At 46.1% G+C, this 16,314-nt stretch carries 30 protein-coding genes; 20 read left to right on the top strand and 10 right to left on the bottom strand.

Annotation, left to right across the window (positions count from 1 at the left end):
• Positions 1 to 1,427 precede the first annotated feature (1,427 nt).
• Positions 1,428 to 1,571, bottom strand: coding sequence for a helix-turn-helix domain-containing protein (locus P5683_RS26410; protein WP_081587645.1), 144 nt, complete (start codon positions 1,569 to 1,571; stop codon positions 1,428 to 1,430).
• 199 nt (positions 1,572 to 1,770) lie between these two features.
• Positions 1,771 to 2,556 carry an MlaE family lipid ABC transporter permease subunit gene (locus P5683_RS07200; RefSeq protein ID WP_006621123.1) on the bottom strand — a complete coding sequence of 262 codons (786 nt, stop codon included), beginning with the start codon at positions 2,554 to 2,556 and terminating at the stop codon, positions 1,771 to 1,773.
• Between the two features lie 76 nt (positions 2,557 to 2,632).
• Here P5683_RS07200 and P5683_RS07205 point away from each other — a divergent pair, with 76 nt between their 5' ends.
• The 8 genes from P5683_RS07205 to P5683_RS07240 all read left to right on the top strand — a co-directional run bounded on the left by P5683_RS07205 (position 2,633) and on the right by P5683_RS07240 (position 8,536).
• On the top strand, positions 2,633 to 3,022 hold the full coding sequence (locus tag P5683_RS07205; protein WP_315669429.1) for a fasciclin domain-containing protein: 390 nt from the start codon (positions 2,633 to 2,635) through the stop codon (positions 3,020 to 3,022).
• A 99-nt stretch (positions 3,023 to 3,121) separates the two neighbouring features.
• Positions 3,122 to 5,275: an NB-ARC domain-containing protein gene (locus P5683_RS07210; protein ID WP_315644989.1), complete on the top strand. Its 2,154-nt coding sequence runs from the start codon at positions 3,122 to 3,124 to the stop codon at positions 5,273 to 5,275.
• 55 nt (positions 5,276 to 5,330) lie between these two features.
• Positions 5,331 to 6,245, top strand: a complete 915-nt coding sequence (locus P5683_RS07215; RefSeq protein WP_111892303.1) for a HindIII family type II restriction endonuclease — start codon at positions 5,331 to 5,333, stop codon at positions 6,243 to 6,245.
• A 12-nt stretch (positions 6,246 to 6,257) separates the two neighbouring features.
• Positions 6,258 to 7,073: a site-specific DNA-methyltransferase gene (locus P5683_RS07220; protein ID WP_006621133.1), complete on the top strand. Its 816-nt coding sequence runs from the start codon at positions 6,258 to 6,260 to the stop codon at positions 7,071 to 7,073.
• A 19-nt stretch (positions 7,074 to 7,092) separates the two neighbouring features.
• On the top strand, positions 7,093 to 7,542 hold the full coding sequence (locus P5683_RS07225; protein WP_315641062.1) for a WD40 repeat domain-containing protein: 450 nt from the start codon (positions 7,093 to 7,095) through the stop codon (positions 7,540 to 7,542).
• 59 nt (positions 7,543 to 7,601) lie between these two features.
• On the top strand, positions 7,602 to 7,865 hold the full coding sequence (locus P5683_RS07230; RefSeq protein ID WP_315641063.1) for an AbrB/MazE/SpoVT family DNA-binding domain-containing protein: 264 nt from the start codon (positions 7,602 to 7,604) through the stop codon (positions 7,863 to 7,865).
• A 57-nt stretch (positions 7,866 to 7,922) separates the two neighbouring features.
• The gene (locus P5683_RS07235; RefSeq protein ID WP_006621136.1) at positions 7,923 to 8,204 is read left to right on the top strand and encodes a hypothetical protein; all 282 of its coding nucleotides are present in this window, start codon (positions 7,923 to 7,925) and stop codon (positions 8,202 to 8,204) included.
• The gene (locus tag P5683_RS07240) at positions 8,192 to 8,536 is read left to right on the top strand and encodes a hypothetical protein (RefSeq protein ID WP_039933410.1); all 345 of its coding nucleotides are present in this window, start codon (positions 8,192 to 8,194) and stop codon (positions 8,534 to 8,536) included. The genes P5683_RS07235 and P5683_RS07240 overlap by 13 nt, the downstream gene beginning before the upstream one ends.
• 24 nt (positions 8,537 to 8,560) lie before the next feature.
• On the opposite strand, the gene P5683_RS26415 is transcribed toward P5683_RS07240, so the two are convergent.
• Positions 8,561 to 8,794, bottom strand: coding sequence for a hypothetical protein (locus P5683_RS26415; protein ID WP_396442605.1), 234 nt, complete (start codon positions 8,792 to 8,794; stop codon positions 8,561 to 8,563).
• Here P5683_RS26415 and P5683_RS07250 point away from each other — a divergent pair.
• On the top strand, positions 8,730 to 9,149 hold the full coding sequence (locus tag P5683_RS07250; RefSeq protein ID WP_006621139.1) for a hypothetical protein: 420 nt from the start codon (positions 8,730 to 8,732) through the stop codon (positions 9,147 to 9,149). The genes P5683_RS26415 and P5683_RS07250 overlap by 65 nt on opposite strands.
• Before the next feature lie 188 nt (positions 9,150 to 9,337).
• Positions 9,338 to 9,520, top strand: coding sequence for a hypothetical protein (locus tag P5683_RS07255; RefSeq protein WP_006621141.1), 183 nt, complete (start codon positions 9,338 to 9,340; stop codon positions 9,518 to 9,520).
• Between the two features lie 192 nt (positions 9,521 to 9,712).
• Here the strand turns inward: P5683_RS07255 and P5683_RS26420 are convergent, their stop codons facing one another.
• Positions 9,713 to 9,931 (bottom strand): hypothetical protein, encoded by a 219-nt coding sequence (locus tag P5683_RS26420; RefSeq protein WP_006621142.1) that lies wholly within the window; start codon positions 9,929 to 9,931, stop codon positions 9,713 to 9,715.
• Here P5683_RS26420 and P5683_RS07265 point away from each other — a divergent pair.
• Together P5683_RS07265 and P5683_RS26425 are read left to right on the top strand one after the other, a co-directional pair.
• A complete protein-coding gene (locus P5683_RS07265; RefSeq protein WP_315651325.1) occupies positions 9,906 to 10,676 on the top strand; it encodes a WD40 repeat domain-containing protein in 771 nt (256 codons plus the stop codon). The two genes, P5683_RS26420 and P5683_RS07265, sit on opposite strands and share 26 nt — an antisense overlap.
• Before the next feature lie 65 nt (positions 10,677 to 10,741).
• Entirely contained in the window at positions 10,742 to 10,939 is a 198-nt protein-coding gene (locus P5683_RS26425; protein ID WP_348620617.1) for an AbrB/MazE/SpoVT family DNA-binding domain-containing protein, read from the top strand.
• A gap of 506 nt (positions 10,940 to 11,445) precedes the next feature.
• Here the strand turns inward: P5683_RS26425 and P5683_RS07270 are convergent.
• A complete protein-coding gene (locus P5683_RS07270; protein WP_006621146.1) occupies positions 11,446 to 11,769 on the bottom strand; it encodes a Txe/YoeB family addiction module toxin in 324 nt (107 codons plus the stop codon).
• Positions 11,759 to 12,046: a type II toxin-antitoxin system Phd/YefM family antitoxin gene (locus P5683_RS07275; RefSeq protein WP_006621147.1), complete on the bottom strand. Its 288-nt coding sequence runs from the start codon at positions 12,044 to 12,046 to the stop codon at positions 11,759 to 11,761. The genes P5683_RS07270 and P5683_RS07275 overlap by 11 nt, the downstream gene beginning before the upstream one ends.
• A gap of 150 nt (positions 12,047 to 12,196) precedes the next feature.
• On the opposite strand from P5683_RS07275, the gene P5683_RS07280 reads away from it, so the two are divergent.
• From P5683_RS07280 to P5683_RS07310, 6 genes are all read left to right on the top strand, one after another.
• On the top strand, positions 12,197 to 12,409 hold the full coding sequence (locus tag P5683_RS07280; RefSeq protein WP_006621148.1) for a hypothetical protein: 213 nt from the start codon (positions 12,197 to 12,199) through the stop codon (positions 12,407 to 12,409).
• Positions 12,410 to 12,414: 5 nt separating this feature from the next.
• On the top strand, positions 12,415 to 12,669 hold the full coding sequence (locus P5683_RS07285) for a hypothetical protein (RefSeq protein WP_006621149.1): 255 nt from the start codon (positions 12,415 to 12,417) through the stop codon (positions 12,667 to 12,669).
• 198 nt (positions 12,670 to 12,867) lie between these two features.
• Positions 12,868 to 13,050 carry a hypothetical protein gene (locus P5683_RS07290; protein WP_111892309.1) on the top strand — a complete coding sequence of 61 codons (183 nt, stop codon included), beginning with the start codon at positions 12,868 to 12,870 and terminating at the stop codon, positions 13,048 to 13,050.
• A 385-nt stretch (positions 13,051 to 13,435) separates the two neighbouring features.
• Positions 13,436 to 13,702, top strand: a complete 267-nt coding sequence (locus tag P5683_RS07300) for a WD40 repeat domain-containing protein (protein ID WP_006621153.1) — start codon at positions 13,436 to 13,438, stop codon at positions 13,700 to 13,702.
• A 254-nt stretch (positions 13,703 to 13,956) separates the two neighbouring features.
• Positions 13,957 to 14,208, top strand: coding sequence for a type II toxin-antitoxin system ParD family antitoxin (locus tag P5683_RS07305; protein WP_006621155.1), 252 nt, complete (start codon positions 13,957 to 13,959; stop codon positions 14,206 to 14,208).
• Entirely contained in the window at positions 14,208 to 14,498 is a 291-nt protein-coding gene (locus tag P5683_RS07310; RefSeq protein WP_006621156.1) for a type II toxin-antitoxin system RelE/ParE family toxin, read from the top strand. The genes P5683_RS07305 and P5683_RS07310 overlap by 1 nt, the downstream gene beginning before the upstream one ends.
• On the opposite strand, the gene P5683_RS07315 is transcribed toward P5683_RS07310, so the two are convergent.
• The gene (locus P5683_RS07315) at positions 14,468 to 14,815 is read right to left on the bottom strand and encodes a hypothetical protein (protein WP_006621157.1); all 348 of its coding nucleotides are present in this window, start codon (positions 14,813 to 14,815) and stop codon (positions 14,468 to 14,470) included. The two genes, P5683_RS07310 and P5683_RS07315, sit on opposite strands and share 31 nt — an antisense overlap.
• An 89-nt stretch (positions 14,816 to 14,904) precedes the next feature.
• Here P5683_RS07315 and P5683_RS07320 point away from each other — a divergent pair, with 89 nt between their 5' ends.
• Together P5683_RS07320 and P5683_RS07325 are read left to right on the top strand one after the other, a co-directional pair.
• Positions 14,905 to 15,174, top strand: a complete 270-nt coding sequence (locus tag P5683_RS07320) for a WD40 repeat domain-containing protein (protein ID WP_006621159.1) — start codon at positions 14,905 to 14,907, stop codon at positions 15,172 to 15,174.
• A gap of 59 nt (positions 15,175 to 15,233) precedes the next feature.
• The gene (locus P5683_RS07325) at positions 15,234 to 15,437 is read left to right on the top strand and encodes an AbrB/MazE/SpoVT family DNA-binding domain-containing protein (protein ID WP_006621160.1); all 204 of its coding nucleotides are present in this window, start codon (positions 15,234 to 15,236) and stop codon (positions 15,435 to 15,437) included.
• Positions 15,438 to 15,561: 124 nt separating this feature from the next.
• Here P5683_RS07325 and P5683_RS07330 read toward each other — a convergent pair whose 3' ends face one another.
• The 3 genes from P5683_RS07330 to P5683_RS07340 form a co-directional block, all read right to left on the bottom strand.
• Entirely contained in the window at positions 15,562 to 15,738 is a 177-nt protein-coding gene (locus P5683_RS07330; RefSeq protein WP_223064807.1) for a hypothetical protein, read from the bottom strand.
• A 141-nt stretch (positions 15,739 to 15,879) separates the two neighbouring features.
• On the bottom strand, positions 15,880 to 16,092 hold the full coding sequence (locus P5683_RS07335) for a DUF2283 domain-containing protein (RefSeq protein WP_006621162.1): 213 nt from the start codon (positions 16,090 to 16,092) through the stop codon (positions 15,880 to 15,882).
• A complete protein-coding gene (locus P5683_RS07340; protein WP_006621163.1) occupies positions 16,080 to 16,295 on the bottom strand; it encodes a hypothetical protein in 216 nt (71 codons plus the stop codon). Before P5683_RS07340 ends, P5683_RS07335 begins: the two co-directional genes overlap by 13 nt.
• Positions 16,296 to 16,314: the final 19 nt, after the last annotated feature.

Here is a 16,314-nt window from a genome sequence, read left to right on the forward strand (position 1 = left end):
TCCTGTTACAGCCTGTTCAGAAATCATCTGATCACCTCTCAAAGTCCCTCTCCCTTTCTGGGAGCCAGATTTAGAAGGAATCCTGTTACAGCCTGTTCAGAAATCATCTGATCACCTCTCAAAGTCCCTCTCCCTTTCTGGGAGCCAGATTTAGAAGGAATCCTGTTACAGCCTGTTCAGAAATCATCTGATCACCTCTCAAAGTCCCTCTCCCTTTCTGGGAGAGGGATTTAGGGTGAGGGCAATGTATTAAGCGACTGGTGAACAAGCTGTATCCAACCAAGGGGTTGAAATTCCTGCCCGGCAGTTTTTAGGCTAAACCCCACCCAGAATAGATAGTATATACACCCTTTTTACTAATTTAACTGAACGCGCCTGATGATGGCTGCCAAGTACCCCACCCTCAACCTAGTAGCGTGGGGTAACAACCCCCAAGAACTAACGCTTTTGATACCAGCGTGTTTCAACTGTCTGGTTAGGCGTAAATTCCGACACTTCCCGCCCTATTTGAAACTCCGCCGACGGCAAAAGGTTTAGACAAGCATTAACAGTGCCGTCATGGAATGTCTCGCATTCAGGAAAAGTCCATTCTCTCTTTCAGGCAGTTAAATCATCTTTGATATATCCACAATTATAACATATTTTATAATTCGGAAATCATCCACCCCTCCAGCCAATTAACAGCAGTAGCGTTAACAGTTCCCATCTACCCTAATCTGTTGGGCAAATTGGCGATTGTTTACCAGGAATTTGATTGGCAAGTATTCGCCACTAATAGCTTGGTTTTTGCACCTTAGTTATCGACTAATTTTAGGCTGGGAATCTCATCGTTTATTCGCGACTTTTTCCTTGATTTTAGCTACCATAATCCTGCCTTTTCGGCGATTATTACAGCCTGGGAATTTTCGACTTAGCCTCCTTTGTCTAATTCTCAAGCGTCTTAATCAACTGTTTCCGGCTTGGAGGTAATGGCAAAAATTTTTCACCCAAAGTCCGCGCCGATTTTCCCCCCATTTAAAGGACCTACAGCCTGTTCAGAAATCATCTGATCACCTGTCAAAGTCCCTCTTCCTCTCTGGGAGCCAGATTTAGGGTGAGGGTAATGTATTAAGCAACTGGTGAACAAGCTGTAATGGGATTTATAATTCCGTAACCATACCGCCTATTGACCCGATGGTGTTTGAGTGACTGTAACGCTTTGGATTTACCCTTCAATTTCTCCATGAGTGACCATTTGAATCCGGGTCATTTTCCGCAATTCAGCTCGCCGTTTTCAGTGATTGAGAAATCTTGAGGAACCCTAAAAGACTGTTGATGTCAGCCTTAATGGGGGAAATTTACTCATACTTTCCAAACATCTAACCTCAGCCGTTTATACATCTTTTAAAGTTGGCGCGAACGGTGGGAAATTAACTTCTGGGAACCATTCATATTGCCTCCTTGGTTTTGACATCGGTAGTTAAGCGCAAAACATGGTTATAGACCAACCGAGAATCACCAAAACATTGGGCGAAAAATGCTTTTTGTGGTGGATTCGGATAGAGCCGAAAACGGTATGCCTTATTACCCATGTCTGATACCTGTACCTCCTCCAACCCATCATAGCATAGCCTATCTATTTGGATTCAAAAAGTTAAGTTAAGTTTTGTCGTCCGAACTGACGTTAATATATTGGTCTGGCATTAATTCTCGTAACCATAGCGCATTCTCCCCGACATTTTCGATAAGTTTCTGATCTAGTTGATGGAGTCTGGCTAAAGCGATCGATATTCAGACCGGGGAAAATGCGACTTTGAATAGTAACCAGGACAAAAAGAAATCCAGAATAAAGATAGCCAGCAGGGACGTGACTACAGCAGTTGTAGTTGATTGTCCGACTCCTTTAGCGCCTCCCGTCGTCGTCAGACCCCAACTGGTTCCAATCACAGCGATCGCCCACCCAAAGACCACCGACTTAATTTCCGCGCTAATCAAATCCCACAATCCCATTAAATCTCGAATCGAATCGAGGAACAGCACCGATGGTATATTGTAAAAACTCGTAGCTATGAGTAACCCACCTGCTAACCCCGTAATCAGACAAATGATGGTCAGTAGGGGAAGCATGAGAGAACAAGCCAGGACACGGGGAATCACCAGATAGTCCACCGGGTCAGTTTTCATAATATACAGCGCATCAATTTGTTCTGTAACTCGCATAGTTCCCAATTCAGCCGCAAAAGCCGAACAGACCCTTCCCGCAATAATCACAGAAGTGAGAACCGGGGTAAGTTCACGGCTGAGAGACAAAGCCAGAATTCCTCCCACCAAGTGACCTGCGCCCAGGGTAATAAATTCCTGTGCCACTTGAATAGTGAACACCATACCCACGAAACTAGCCGTCAGCAGCGCGATAAATAACGATTCTGGACCAACGATCGCCATTTGTTCTAGGGTATTGCGGCGGTGAATTTTCCCCTGTAGGATGTGCAGCAGAACCTGTCCCCCCAAAAACAGCGAGGCGATAAAGCGTTGAGTCCAAATACCAAGGCTAGAACGGGTTTTAGTAGGATTCAAGGAACTGACCAGGGTTGTTGTAGCAAATTGTATACTTCGTGGCTAGTAGGGTAGTAGCCTGATATGATTATATCAAATTTCCTATCATTTCCGCATCCGCCCGTCCCCCGTTGGTGGTTCAGCCGTACAGGCAGCGGGATTAGTGGAAACCCTGAAAACTCCCGGTCCTTTTACCGTTTTTGCGCCCCATGATGATGCTTTTGCGAAACTCCCCCCCGGAACTGTTCAGACCTTAGTGCAGAACCCACCCCAGTTAGCGCGGATTTTAACATATCATGTGGCTGCTGGCAAGTTCCTGAAGGCAGACCTAGAAAAACTGGATTATTTAACTTCCGTGGAAGGTGCGCCTATTTCTCTGAATTTTACCGAGGGATTTGAGGTGAAAAATGCCACAGTTATCAACCCCGATATTGAAGCAGACAATGGGGTGATTCATGTGATTGATACAGTCATTTTAATGGGGTGATATTCCCAGTTACCAAGACCGGAAAAATCCCCGCCCACCCCCCAGGTTTAAGTAGACAATCAAGGCAGTTGTAGTCAGTGCATTCGTGGCAGGATAACCATGGATTTAAATAGGTTTATTAGTTTGAATAGTCGGCTATTGGGGGGAACCGCTTTGTTGGGGTTGGGTGCTATTGTCACCGGAGGATTAAGCGGCCCTGTTTTAGCCCTGGGGACTAATGTTACCTATGGCTTAATTGCTAACAACCTAGGCACATTAATAGACCGATTACGCAGCCAGAGTAGCGATGTTCTGCGGAATGAAGATATCGCCAAAGCCGCAGGACGCACGGTAGCCAAAGCCTTGACCGAAAAAATCAGCCCCAAGTATCCCGATATTCGGAAGTCCTTAGATAAATTTGGGGACAATATCGAGGGTTATTGGGTGGAATGGGCCGAACAAGCCCAAACCCTGAACCTGTTTGAAACCCTCCAAGAACAGCAATTATATCAGATTTTCTGCCAACCACCGGAGCAGTTTACCGAGTATCAGGTTCTACCCGAACCGGAATGGCGGGAGGTCGTCACCTGGTTATTCCAACAGGGATGCGAGAAGGGGGTTTTGGGGGATACCCCGGAGAGTTATCAAGATGTCATCACCGACTTGGCGGCGGAATTAGCCACTAACTTCAATACACACTTCCGCCAAGTCCTGAAAGACGATGCCAACAACGGCGGGAAAGCGTTTGTGGGGATGTTATTTGACCTGCATGGGGCGACCTTGGCACAAATTGCCGAAATTCGGGACTATTTACCCCAACTCGCTACCCGTCAGGATATGCGCCGGATATTAGCCGCCATTTCCCAATTACAAAACCCGAACCCCCCCGCACCCGCCACCCCTTGGCACGGTTTAGGGGCTGTGGATACGGTTCCCCAACCTCCCCCTCATTTTCTCCCCCGTCCTGAAGATATGGCGGCTTTAAAAGAACGACTTTTGACCCCCAACCATCAAACCCTAGTGATGACGGGACAGGGGCAGAAAGTGGGGGTGCAGGGGATGGGAGGACTCGGGAAAACCGTCTTAGCGGCAGCCTTAGCACGGGATAACGAGGTGCGGCGACAGTTTCCCGATGGGATTATCTGGCTGACGGTGGGAACTAACCCCAACTGTCTCGCCCTGTATCAACGCCTTGCCAACACCTTGGGGGAACGCAACGCCTATCAGGAAGGGGAACCCCAGTGGAATGCCTATCTCTCCGATTTGTTGCGGGAGAAACGCTGTTTATTGGTTCTCGATGATGTGTGGTCACAACGGGAAGCCGAGCGATTTGTGGAGGTGTTGGGGCCGGACTGTCGCCTGTTGCTGACGACGCGGGATGCCCGGTTAATTGCGGGGTTGGGGGCGAATGGCTATGAGTTGGGGATGCTGGATGAGACCCAATCGCGACAATTATTAGCCAATTGGGCGAGAGTCCCTGTCGAAATGTTACCCCCAGAAGCGGAGGCGGTGCGGAAACATTGCGGGAATTTGCCCTTAGCCTTGACGTTGGCTGGGGCGCAAATTGGCATGGGCAACAATTGGGCGGATTTGCTGACGGCGTTGGATGCGGCGGATTTGCACTATCTCGACTCTTCCGAGGGCAGTATCTATAAAGTCCTCAAAACCAGTGTGGAGCAGTTAGCGGCACCCTTGCGACAGGCGTATTTAGAGTTAGGGATTGTGGCAGCGGATGTGCAAGTGTCCGAGGCGGCGTTAGTCAAGTTGTGGGGACGGCGGGGGGATATGCCGGACTATCGGTTGCGGCAGTGGTTGACGGAGTTGGCGCAACGGGGGTTAGTGTTTGTGTCGGGGGAGTCGCCCTCGCGGTGGATGTCCTTGCATGACGTGCCGCAGAAGTATTTACGGGAACAGGTGCAGAATCCGGCGACGTTGCATCGAGACTGGTTGCGGAGTTATGGCGGCGGCCAGTTTCCCTGGACGGGGGCGGAGGTGGCGGCAGAGGTTTATCTGTATCGGCAGGGGCTTTATCATTTCCGAGAAGCGGGGGAAATAGCAGCGTTTCGGCGGTTGTTATGGGATTTTGATTGGTTACAAGGGAAGTTAGAGGCGACGGATATTCGGGCGCTGTTGGCAGATTTTGAGGCGGTGACGGTTGGGGAGAGTCGGGACAGTGGGCTGAAGCGGCTGGAAGGGGCGTTGCGGTTATCGGCTCATGTGTTGGAGAAGGATAGCAGTCAGTTGGCGGGGCAGTTATTGGGGCGGTTGTTGTGATTTTCTCACTGATGTTAAGATAATCATGCAAACAACAGAATTAAGGTGATTTTAAATGACTCAAGTAATTTCAGAAGATGCTATAAAAAGGCGAGAACAGTGGATTCAAAAAATCAAAAATCTGAGCGGAAGATTTGGGGTCAATGTGGAAAGCGTAGAAAACGAATTGAAAAGAGAAATAAAACAATTTGGCTCAGATGTATTGATTGATCATTTGCGACTTTGTGGCAATATTCCCGAAGAATATAAGCATGACTCCAGTGAAGAGAAATTATACTCAAAGTACACGGACAGCCTTTTATCTTTTACATATAACGAAATGGGGCTGACCAGTATTGTTTTAACGGAAAAGTCCAATTCAGCAGACGTTGAAGCAGTTGCGAAAAACTATAGCTTCGTTGCGGACGCTAAAGTCTTTAGACTCAGTAGAACAGCTAAAAATCAAAAGGACTTCAAAATTCAAGCACTGGATAATTGGAAAAGAGGTAAACCCTATGCAATGGTAGTTGCCCCAATTTATCAATTGCCAACTCGAAAAAGTCAAATTTATGAGCAAGCATCAAGTAGAAATGTTTGTATTGTAACTTATTCACATTTGTCCCTATTTGTTAACTATGCAAGAAGAGAAGGTAAATCTAAAGCAGAGGAGTTACTCAACCAAATTTTTACTACAATTCCTGCATTAAATCCTTCTACAAGTGCGGTTGATTATTGGTTGGCTGTAAACAAGACAATTTTGAGTTTTTCAAGTATCATTGATGAGCTTTGGAAATTGGAGAAAGAAGCAGCTACTGAATCGACAAGGATTGCCAAAAATGAAGGAATCAGATTTTTGGCTTCTGAGCGGGAAAAAATCATGAGAATGAACCGTGAAGAAGCTGTGATGGAACTGATTAAAGTTAGCAAAATAGATAGTAAAATTAACAAAATTCAGTCTATTGGTGATAGTAATTTATTTGCAATCAAATAAGGTGAATTAATCATGGTTGATGTTAATCAGATTATTAAAGGAAATTGTATCGAAGTGATGAAGTCCTTTGATGAAAATTCAATTGACTTAACTATCACCTCCCCTCCTTACGATAATTTAAGAAAATACAAAGGATATACTTTTCCTTTTGAAGAAATAGCACGGCAATTGTATCGTGTGACCAAGCCAGGTGGTATTGTTGTTTGGATAGTTGGCGATGCCACTATCAAAGGAAGTGAAACTGGTACAAGTTTTAAGCAAGCTCTTTATTTTAAAGAAGAAATTGGCTTTAATCTTCATGACACAATGATTTTTCAAAAATCTAATCCCATACCACAGATTTATAGGAAAAGATATAATAACATTTTTGAGTATATGTTTGTTTTCAGCAAGGGAAATGTCAAAACCCATAATCCCATAAAAATTGATTGCTTACACGCAGGACTTGAACTCCATGGAACTACTTATAAAAATTATTCTAGAGGCAAGCAAAAGCGGGGGAAAATGGCCCACCCGGTCAAAAATCAAAAGATAAAAGGTAATATTTGGGAATATGTTGTTGGCAAAAAATCAGAAGATCAAGAAGCAAAAGATCATCCGGCTCCCTTCCCTTGTGCCCTGGCTTGTGACCATATTAAATCCTGGACAAATCCAGGAGAAATAGTGCTTGATCCAATGTGTGGAAGCGGGACTACTTGTAGATCTGCATTTCAACTTGGAAGGCAATATATCGGGATTGAAATTAGTCATGAATATTGTGAATTGGCAAGAAAACGGATTCAAAAAATTGAAGCGCAGCCCAGATTACCCATATTGGATTTAGAATAATAAAGCACATGAAAATATATTGAATTGTTCGGTTTTTTCGTTATCCAAGAATACCACCCTGAAACTATGGTATTTGGCGACGGGGACGGAACTGGCTACCCTCACCGGGCATAGTCGCGGGGTAAATGCAGTAGCGATCGCCCCCGACGGGTTCCGAGCGGTCTCGGCATCCATGGATAAAACCCTGAAACTGTGGGATTTGGAGAGGGCGACGGAACTGGCTACCCTCACCGGGCATAGTCGCGGGGTAAATGCAGTAGCGATCGCCCCCGACGGGAAACGAGCCGTCTCTGCATCGGATGATAAAACCCTGAAACTGTGGGATTTGGAGACGGGGGAAGTGTTAGCCACCTTCACCGGGGAAGGTGCGATGGAGTCCTGTGCCGTTGCACCGGATGGGGTGACGGTGGTGGCGGGGGATAAGTCGGGTCGGGTGCATTTTCTGCGGTTGGAGGGGTTGAGGGGTTAATATCACTGTGGACTCTCTAATTTTGTTAGAATTACCGAAATATATCAACTGATTCACTCATGGAAATTGCCAAAGTCTCCGAAACCGGACAGATTATCATTCCACCAGAAATGCGGAAACTCTATAGCTTGGAGGTGGGGACAGAAATCATCTTGACCGATACAGGAAACGGGATTTTAATTCAGCCCAAACCGCCTTTTTCTCCTACTACTTTAAATGAAGTAGCGGGGTGTTTGAAGTATAACGGTTCACCCAAAACCTTAGAGGATATGGAATCTGCTATTAGCCAAGGCATTCAGGAGCAATGGCATGATTGCAGTTGATACCAATATTGTAGTTCGGCTTCTAGCCTTGTAAAATGCTATTCAAAACATCAAACTATGCTAGACATAACCCTAAACTGGAAACCAGACCCCCAAACCTTGACCCAACTGGTACAGGTCGCCATCCAAGAACAGAAAAGTTTAGAAACTCTCCTCGATGAGGCGATCGCTCAGTATCTACAAGCAAATTTAACCCCTAACCCCCTTTCCCCATCCCCCACTCCCCCCGACCCCTTTCTCACAGGTCTCTATGACGGTAGTGCCGAACTTTCTACCGAAGCAGAAGCCATCCTCACCGCAGAAATTCAATCCGCTTCGGGTTTATCATGGAAAAAATAGGGGCGATCGCTGATACTGGATTTGTAGTTGCCTTGCTCAATCGCAAAGATCGCCAGCACGTTGCTGTTGCCACAATTTATCAACAGCACCCAACCATTGCCCTTCCCCAACCTGCACTAACCGAAATTGCTTATTTATTGGGGCGAGATGCGGGAATTCCTACCGTAGTTCAATTTTTGCGTTCCCTCGACAACAGCCGATTTAAAGTCATTTCAGGGAAAGAGAGTCAACCCTATAATGGAGAAGCACATTTTCTGGAGAGGACTCTATGTTACTCAGCGAACTGTTACCTACCGTTAATCAGTTATCTCATCAAGATAAACTTCGACTGATCCACTTTCTCCTCTTGGCAGTCGCTAAGGAGGAAGGGTGTAGCCTAGAACTAACCAGAGAAGTTGACTCAGCGAATGAGTTGCTCCAGCAGCTTGCATCGACTGAGGCAGTGGTATGGTCGCCGCAAACAGATAGCGCATCTGTTCAGGCTTTGTCGGATCTTCTGGTGGCTGCAAAGGAAGGTAGCATCTAATGCTTGATGGACAACGATATTCATTCACTGAACGCATTGATAGTTTTGGGCGATCTGCCATCATGCCCTATTTACCCTTGACGCTCACGTTAGGCGATCGCTCTGTGGACGTGACTGCGTTGCTAGATACAGGCGCAAGTGTCAATGTTTTGCCCTACGAAATCGGTTTACAACTAGGAGCAATCTGGGAAAATCAGACGGTTTCAATCCCCTTAAGCGGTAATTTGGGTCGGAGCGATTCACGAGGTTTGGTTGTATCTGGTGCGATCGCTCAGTTTCCTCCCGTGCTACTTGCATTTGCTTGGACTGAATCGAGAGATATACCCGTTATTCTTGGACAAATGAACTTCTTTGCCGAGTTCAACGTATGTTTTTATCGACACGAGTCGGCTTTTGAAGTTTGCCCGAAGGATAGATGAAATCAATCAACTTATTCGTGAGGGATTTGTGGTAGTTGCCGACTTAACCTATTCCGAAAAACAACAAGCAAAATTTGTGGCAAAATAGATTGCTTGATAGGCAAAAACTCAAAATATGCCAGCAACAAAGTACCTGTTACAGCAATCAATTAATTGAGACCCTTGCAGAAACTTACGGAAGGTAAACTATGACTCAACAAGTTCCCGAACCCAATGCCGAGTTACTATCCGCCGATGATGTTCATCAAGATGTGATGACCCTAACAACGGCATTAGAACAGCGCCATGCTGAACGCCAAGCCTATCAGATTTTATCCCGACCCGATATCCGTAATTTACGCTCATCGCATCCTATCCAAGGGAATTTGTAGTACAGAAGAGGAAGCCAGAGAACGCGCCCTGAGCATTTTAATCGCTGAAGGTTGAGAAAGCGAGTTTCAAATAGCCATTAGAGACAAACCATTAAAATTAAAGCAATCATTTGGCACGAAAAAGATGTTTGGTGCGGTTCAGTCCCCGCCCTTCCCGGTTGCCACACCTGGGCATCCAGTGAGGAAGAATTGTTAGTTATGCTCGCAGATGCTGTTCAGGGTGGGCTCGAAGTTGCCAGCAAAGAACCAGAAATCACCCCAGAAAAAACTGATTGAATTGTCTTTATGAAGTCCATTAGGGTTAGGGATAATTGAGAGATTTGAGGGTTGATGGTAGCTCCTCAATTCTAGCCAATCTGCATCAACGGCGATCGCACCGGGTGAAATGGCGATCGCACCACGGGAAGCCATGGGAGGACATAGTAACCGGGTAGAAGCAGTAGCGATCGCCCCCGACGGGAAACGAGCGGTCTCGGCATCGTCGGATAAAACCCTGAAACTGTGGGATTTGGAGACCGGGACGGAACTGGCCACCCTTACTGGGCATAGTTGGTCGGTAAATGCAGTAGCGATCGCCCCCGACGGGTTCCGAGCGGTCTCGGCATCCATGGATAAAACCCTGAAACTGTGGGATTTGGAGAGGGCGACGGAACTGGCCACCCTCAGAGGGCATAGTTGGTCGGTAAATGCAGTAGCGATCGCCCCCGACGGGAAACGAGCGGTCTCGGCATCCATGGATAAAACCCTGAAACTGTGGGATTTGGAGAGGGCGACGGAACTGGCCACCCTCAGAGGGCATAGTTGGTCGGTAAATGCAGTAGCGATCGCCCCCGACGGGAAACGAGCGGTCTCGGCATCCATGGATAAAACCCTGAAACTGTGGGATTTGGAGAGGGCGACGGAACTGGCCACCCTCAGAGGGCATAGTTGGTCGGTAAATGCAGTAGCGATCGCCCCCGACGGGAAACGAGCCGTCTCTGCATCGGATGATAAAACCCTGAAACTGTGGGATTTGGAGACGGGGGAAGTGTTAGCCACCTTCACCGGGGAAGGTGCGATGGAGTCCTGTGCCATTGCACCGGATGGGGTGACGGTGGTGGCGGGGGATGGGTCGGGGCGGGTGTATTTTCTGCGGTTGGAGGGGTTGAGCGGTTAATATCACTGTGGACTCTCTAATTTTGTGAAAATTACCGAAATATCTCAACTGATTCACTCAGGGAAATTGCCAAAGTCTCCGAAACAGGACAGATTATCATTCCACCAGAAATGCCGAAAATCTCTAGCTTGGAGGTGGGGACAGAAATCATCTTGACTGATACAGGCAAGGGGATTTTAATTCAGCCCAAACCGCCTTTTCCTCCTACTACTTTAAATGAAGTAGCCCGGTGTTGGAAGTATAACGGTTCACCCAAAACCTGAGAGGATATGGAAGCGGCTATTAGCCAAGGCATTCAGGAGCCATGGCATGATTGCAGTTGATACCAATATTGTAGTAAGATATTGGGTGGGGTGGGTTAGGCGCGAGACTATTTTCAGCCAAAATAGTGATCTCAAATCGCGCCGTAACCCACCGGCACCCTCTGTTTTCCCCTAAAATAGCGGTGGGTGCGTCCGCTCTAGTTTTGCTCTAACATCTCGTCAAAAACCCGCACCCACCCTACGAAGAGTGATTTTTAGCTCAACCGTAAGATATTGGGTAGGGTGGGTTAGGCGCGAGATAATTTTCAGCTAAAACAGTGAATCTCAAATCGCGCCGTAACCCACCACCCTCTGTTTTCCTTGACAATAGCGGTGGGTGCGTCCGCTCTAGTTTTGCTCTAACATCTCGTCAAAAACCCGCACCCACCCTACGAAGAGTGATTTTTAGCTAATGTAATGACAATTACATTTTACCCCATTTTGTCTCAAGATCCATTATTTTCAGTTTAATCTGATTGATAATGATAACGTGCTTGTAAAAAATAAACCTTATTTCCTGTTACTTTGTAAACTAAACGATGCTCTAAATCAATGCGTCTTGACCAAGTATCTGCGGCAATATATTTTAGCGGTTCAGGTTTTCCTAACCCGGTAAACGGTTCACCATCAAGGATATCTGCGACTAAATCTAGGATTTTATCTCCTTTTTTGGGTTCAGTGCGATACCACCAAGCTAAATCTGCTTTAAAATCAGGACTAAATACAGGAAAATAACCTGAAATATGATCGTTAGGGGTTTCATTGGCTTGTTTTTTCTTTTTAGGACTCAATTCCTAACTCCTCTTTTAATTCATCTACCGTTTGAGGAGTTGCGGTGCTATTTTCTGACCATTCTAAAGCACGAAATAAACGTTTTGCATTTTCGGGCGATCGCAGTAAATAGACACATTCTAATAAACTCTCTAGCTCATCTTCGGCAATTAACGCCACATTTTTCTCATTGGGGCGCTTAATGACCACAATCTGACGCTGATCACACACTTCATCCAAAATAGTGGCTAAATTCATTCTCGCTTGAGAATAAGTGGTTTCTTTGCTTAACATCATTTTTGCTAGATAACTTCTACAACATTATTGTACAATACTAAGGGGTTCTTGATCCACTAATTCTGGTAAACTTCGATACTGATTCAGCCCGGCCATAAAATCACAACTGTCCCATCTAACCCCCTGTCAAAATCACTCCTTTTTCAATTTATGATGACCCTTACAGAACTACTCCCAGCCATTAAACAACTTTCACCCCTTGACAAAATTAAACTGATTCGTTTGTTGGCTGAAGAAATGGAATCACGAGAAAAAATTGCCCCTTTAGAACCCGGTAAAGCCTATAATTTACCAACTCCTTACAATAGTTTTGGTGCGGGGGCGATTCTGATGCAGGTCATAGAATCCAGTGATGAGGCTTAATGACAATGCGATTTTTTTACTCTACCACTGATTCATCTCAAAATGAATTTGATAGCCTGCCGCAAATCCCCATGATTATTCGGCGAGAGGGTCATACGGTTGAAGCCATTGGATTAGTTGATAGTGGTGCAACGGTAAACGTTATGCAATTAGATATGGGACAACAATTAGGGGCTGTCTGGGAAGACAACAAGGCAATCATTCAACTGACTGGTAATTTAGGAAAGCAACCCGCGATACCTTTGTTGGCAATGGTTTAAATTGGCGATATTCCACCGATTCAGTTGGTGTTTGCTTGGACAAAAAACCTCGATACATCTCTGATTTTAGGACAAACAAACTTTTTTATGGAATTTGAGGTGTGTTTTTACCGTTCCCGGATGGAATTTGAGGTTAAACCTAAGTTTCTATAAACGGTAGGGCGTGCATAATTCCTATCTGAAACCGGAAGGTAAACTATGACTAAACAAGTTCCCGAACCCAATGCCGAGTTACTATCCGCCGATGATGTTCATCAAGATGTGATGACCCTAACAACGGCATTAGAACAGCGCCATGCTGAACGCCAAGCCTATCAGATTTTATCCCGACCCGATATCCGTAATTTACGCTCATCGCATCCTATCCAAGGGAATTTGTAGTACAGAAGAGGAAGCCAGAGAACGCGCCCTGAGCATTTTAATCGCTGAAGGTTGAGAAAGCGAGTTTCAAATAGCCATTAGAGACAAACCATTAAAATTAAAGCAATCATTTGGCACGAAAAAGATGTTTGGTGCGGTTCAGTCCCCGCCCTTCCCGGTTGCCACACCTGGGCATCCAGTGAGGAAGAATTGTTAGTTATGCTCGCAGATGCTGTTCAGGGTGGGCTCGAAGTTGCCAGCAAAGAACCAGAAATCACCCCAGAAAAAACTGATTGAATTGTCTTTATGAAGTCCATTAGGGTTAGGGATAATTGAGAGATTTGAGGGTTGATGGTAGCTCCTCAATTCTAGCAAATCTGCATCAAGGGCGATCGCACCGGGTGAAATGGCGATCGCACTACGGGAAGCGATGGGAGGACAGAATAACGGGGTAGAAGCAGTAGCGATCGCCCTGGACGGTAAATTTGCTATTTCCAGTTCATGGGATAACACTTTAAAAGTATGGAACTTAGAGACAGGTACAGAAGTAGCTATGTTTCTTGGAGAAGCGGAGATGAGTTCCTGCGCCATTGCACCGGATGGGGTGACGGTGGTGGCGGGGGATGAAGGGGGGCGCGTGTATTTTCTGCGGTTGGAGGGGTTGAGGGGTTGAGAAATGGGGTTGCTTAACCCGATTGGGGTGAGGCGGCAAAGGTTAGGGCAGCCACCGGGTTTCTTTCCCTGCATCCGAATCACCAACCCGACCGCTATAATGGCAAAAAGAAACCTCTGGAAAACAGGATGCCAATCACCTTAAACAAAGGACAAGAAAAATTATCACCCAGTAGGGGCGAAAAATTTTTCGCCCCCAAACCCATCAATTCCATAACCTGATTTCTCAATTAATCTGTATTGAAGTGAGCCACCATGAGTTTATCCCTTACGCCAGAAACTGAACAACGCATTGCCCATACCCTCAATCAGGGACAATACCGTTCCGCTGATGAAGTGATATTAGCCGCCTTAGAACTCCTAGAGAAACGAGAACAATATTTAGCCGAACTCCGCCAGCAAATCGAAATCGGGTCAAGCCAAATTCAACAAGGAAAAGTTACCGATGGAGAACTGGTGTTTAGTCGTCTGCTCAACGGTTTACAGCAACAGATAGAGGATTCCTAATGGGGACTTATTCATTCTCTGATGCTGCTCTAGCTGACTTGGAGACCATTTCTGTATCCCTATCGGAAATAAACCCAGACTTAGCTATTAGATTTTTTGAAAAAGTCCGGGATAAATGCCGTCAGTTTGCTCAATTTCCCAATATGGGCAAAAACTACAGTCACATCAAGACAAATCTCCGAGGTTTGATTGTGGAAAATCACATCATATTTTACTTCCCTCGACCTGACGGTATCGATATTGTTCGCATCATTAATGGTTATCGAGACCTAGAATCATTGAATATCTGAAAATCTACAACCGGGTTTCTCCGATTAGCTTGGAGAAAAACCGGCAACTCCCAGCCACCCGGGTTCTGGGCTGTGGTGGTCGGTTGGCGATCGCCCTGTTGGGGTTGGGGATGGCGGATAAAGGTTTCATCGTCAATACAGCCATAGTATTGCGCCAGGGAATTATCCTCGTTTCCAGAGGTGCTTTCTACTGTGGGTGTTGCTTGTGGAAAAGGCGGCGGAGTTGGCTGTAAAGATTCTACCAAGAGTTTGAGCAATACCCAGCGATCGCCTGGAGGTAAATCTAAGACTTGTTTTGGCAATTGTTGGAAGGTCATTAGGGTTAGCGATAATTGAGAGATTTGATGGTTGATGGTAGCTACTCAATTCTAGCAACTCTGCATCAAGGGCGATCGCACCGGGTGAAATGGCGATCGCACCACGGGAAGTCATGGGAGGACATAGTAACGGGGTAGAAGCAGTAGCGATCGCCCCCGACGGGTTCCTAGCGGTCTCGGCATCCTGGGATAACACCCTGAAACTCTTGGATTTGGAGACGGGGGAAGTGTTAGCCACCTTTATCGGGGAAAGTGGTGCGATGAAGTCCTGTGCGATCGCACCGGATGGGGTGACGGTGGTGGCGGGGGATGGGTCGGGGCGGGTGTATTTGCTGCGGTTGGAGGGGTTGAGGGGTTAATATCACTGTGGACTATCTAATTTTGTTAGAATTACCGAAATATATCAACTGATTCACTCATGGAAATTGCCAAAGTCTCGGAAACAGGACAGATTATCATTCCACCAGAAATGCGGAAAATCTATAGATTGGACGTGGGGACAGAAATCATCTTGACTGATACAGGCAAAGGAATTTTAATTCAGCCCAAACCGCCTTTTCCTCCTACTACTTTAAATGAAGTAGCCCGGTGTTGGAAGTATAACGGTTCACCCAAAACCTGAGAGGATATGGAAGCGGCTATTAGCCCAGGCATTCTGGAGCCATGGCATGATTGCAGTTGATACCCAATCTGGGAAAAAGTTACCATTATGTATGGGTAGACTGGCGGGGTTTCCCTTGAGATGGCTACAGGATTTTGGCTCCGGTCAGAGGAGAAATTGTCGAAATATGGCGAGTTTTACATGGCAGACAAGACCGAGAAGAATGGTTGAGCGATTGATGGCGAGGAAGGATGAAAATAGCTGCAGCCATTCTAACCCCAGATGCGATCGCTTTGTTAATCAGGTTTGGGTGAGAAGGCAAAGGTTAGGGCAGCCACCGGATTTCTGGGGTCTAGGTTGCTGGGACGATTTTATCAAAGCTTTAACCTAATGTTGGGAAATTGTCCCCTGATGTTTCCAGAAGGCAAAATAGTAGATACCAGCCCGAGCCATGACCACAAACTTAGAGTGCTACTGTTTCAAAGGCAATGCGTAGGGGATTATCAGAATGCGGTAAAAAGTTGAGCTTTTCAAACCCAATCACTTGCCCCTGTTGGTCCTTCATTAAAATCACCTCATCCCCCGTTTCTTCCGCTTCCACCTCATCTTGAGGATTACCAAACCAGACAACAAGTGTATTGCCGGTGCGGTCATAGAATACTTTTACTTCTGCCATAATTGCTCTCCTTCCTTAATAGCACTGGTTCGATAGGCTGTAATTAAAAATCCTTCTCCATTTAAGCGTCTAGTCACCGCACAAACCCAACGTTTTGTACCATCATTACGGTAGAATAGGTAAACCTGAGCATCAGTGTTACTAAGACGAACTTCGTCTGGGTCGCTTAATGTATTTTGTACCTCGGTCAAGCGGTTGATCATGATTGGATGCTTAACGGTG

The sequence above is a fragment of the Limnospira sp. PMC 1279.21 genome (assembly GCF_032349615.1).
In the GTDB taxonomy this organism is placed as follows: Bacteria; Cyanobacteriota; Cyanobacteriia; order Cyanobacteriales; family Microcoleaceae; genus Limnospira; species Limnospira fusiformis.

Coding starts and splice junctions, on each gene's coding strand:
- P5683_RS26410 (WP_081587645.1), bottom strand. CDS start 1,571: ATGGGTAATAAGGCATACCGTTTTCGGCTCTATCCGAATCCACCACAA.
- P5683_RS07210 (WP_315644989.1), top strand. CDS start 3,122: ATGGATTTAAATAGGTTTATTAGTTTGAATAGTCGGCTATTGGGGGGA.
- P5683_RS07215 (WP_111892303.1), top strand. CDS start 5,331: ATGACTCAAGTAATTTCAGAAGATGCTATAAAAAGGCGAGAACAGTGG.
- P5683_RS07220 (WP_006621133.1), top strand. CDS start 6,258: ATGGTTGATGTTAATCAGATTATTAAAGGAAATTGTATCGAAGTGATG.
- P5683_RS07230 (WP_315641063.1), top strand. CDS start 7,602: ATGGAAATTGCCAAAGTCTCCGAAACCGGACAGATTATCATTCCACCA.
- P5683_RS07235 (WP_006621136.1), top strand. CDS start 7,923: ATGCTAGACATAACCCTAAACTGGAAACCAGACCCCCAAACCTTGACC.
- P5683_RS07240 (WP_039933410.1), top strand. CDS start 8,192: ATGGAAAAAATAGGGGCGATCGCTGATACTGGATTTGTAGTTGCCTTG.
- P5683_RS07250 (WP_006621139.1), top strand. CDS start 8,730: ATGCTTGATGGACAACGATATTCATTCACTGAACGCATTGATAGTTTT.
- P5683_RS26415 (WP_396442605.1), bottom strand. CDS start 8,794: ATGATGGCAGATCGCCCAAAACTATCAATGCGTTCAGTGAATGAATAT.
- P5683_RS07255 (WP_006621141.1), top strand. CDS start 9,338: ATGACTCAACAAGTTCCCGAACCCAATGCCGAGTTACTATCCGCCGAT.
- P5683_RS07265 (WP_315651325.1), top strand. CDS start 9,906: ATGGCGATCGCACCACGGGAAGCCATGGGAGGACATAGTAACCGGGTA.
- P5683_RS26420 (WP_006621142.1), bottom strand. CDS start 9,931: ATGGCTTCCCGTGGTGCGATCGCCATTTCACCCGGTGCGATCGCCGTT.
- P5683_RS07275 (WP_006621147.1), bottom strand. CDS start 12,046: ATGATGTTAAGCAAAGAAACCACTTATTCTCAAGCGAGAATGAATTTA.
- P5683_RS07280 (WP_006621148.1), top strand. CDS start 12,197: ATGATGACCCTTACAGAACTACTCCCAGCCATTAAACAACTTTCACCC.
- P5683_RS07285 (WP_006621149.1), top strand. CDS start 12,415: ATGCGATTTTTTTACTCTACCACTGATTCATCTCAAAATGAATTTGAT.
- P5683_RS07290 (WP_111892309.1), top strand. CDS start 12,868: ATGACTAAACAAGTTCCCGAACCCAATGCCGAGTTACTATCCGCCGAT.
- P5683_RS07300 (WP_006621153.1), top strand. CDS start 13,436: ATGGCGATCGCACTACGGGAAGCGATGGGAGGACAGAATAACGGGGTA.
- P5683_RS07305 (WP_006621155.1), top strand. CDS start 13,957: ATGAGTTTATCCCTTACGCCAGAAACTGAACAACGCATTGCCCATACC.
- P5683_RS07310 (WP_006621156.1), top strand. CDS start 14,208: ATGGGGACTTATTCATTCTCTGATGCTGCTCTAGCTGACTTGGAGACC.
- P5683_RS07315 (WP_006621157.1), bottom strand. CDS start 14,815: ATGACCTTCCAACAATTGCCAAAACAAGTCTTAGATTTACCTCCAGGC.
- P5683_RS07320 (WP_006621159.1), top strand. CDS start 14,905: ATGGCGATCGCACCACGGGAAGTCATGGGAGGACATAGTAACGGGGTA.
- P5683_RS07325 (WP_006621160.1), top strand. CDS start 15,234: ATGGAAATTGCCAAAGTCTCGGAAACAGGACAGATTATCATTCCACCA.
- P5683_RS07335 (WP_006621162.1), bottom strand. CDS start 16,092: ATGGCAGAAGTAAAAGTATTCTATGACCGCACCGGCAATACACTTGTT.
- P5683_RS07340 (WP_006621163.1), bottom strand. CDS start 16,295: ATGATCAACCGCTTGACCGAGGTACAAAATACATTAAGCGACCCAGAC.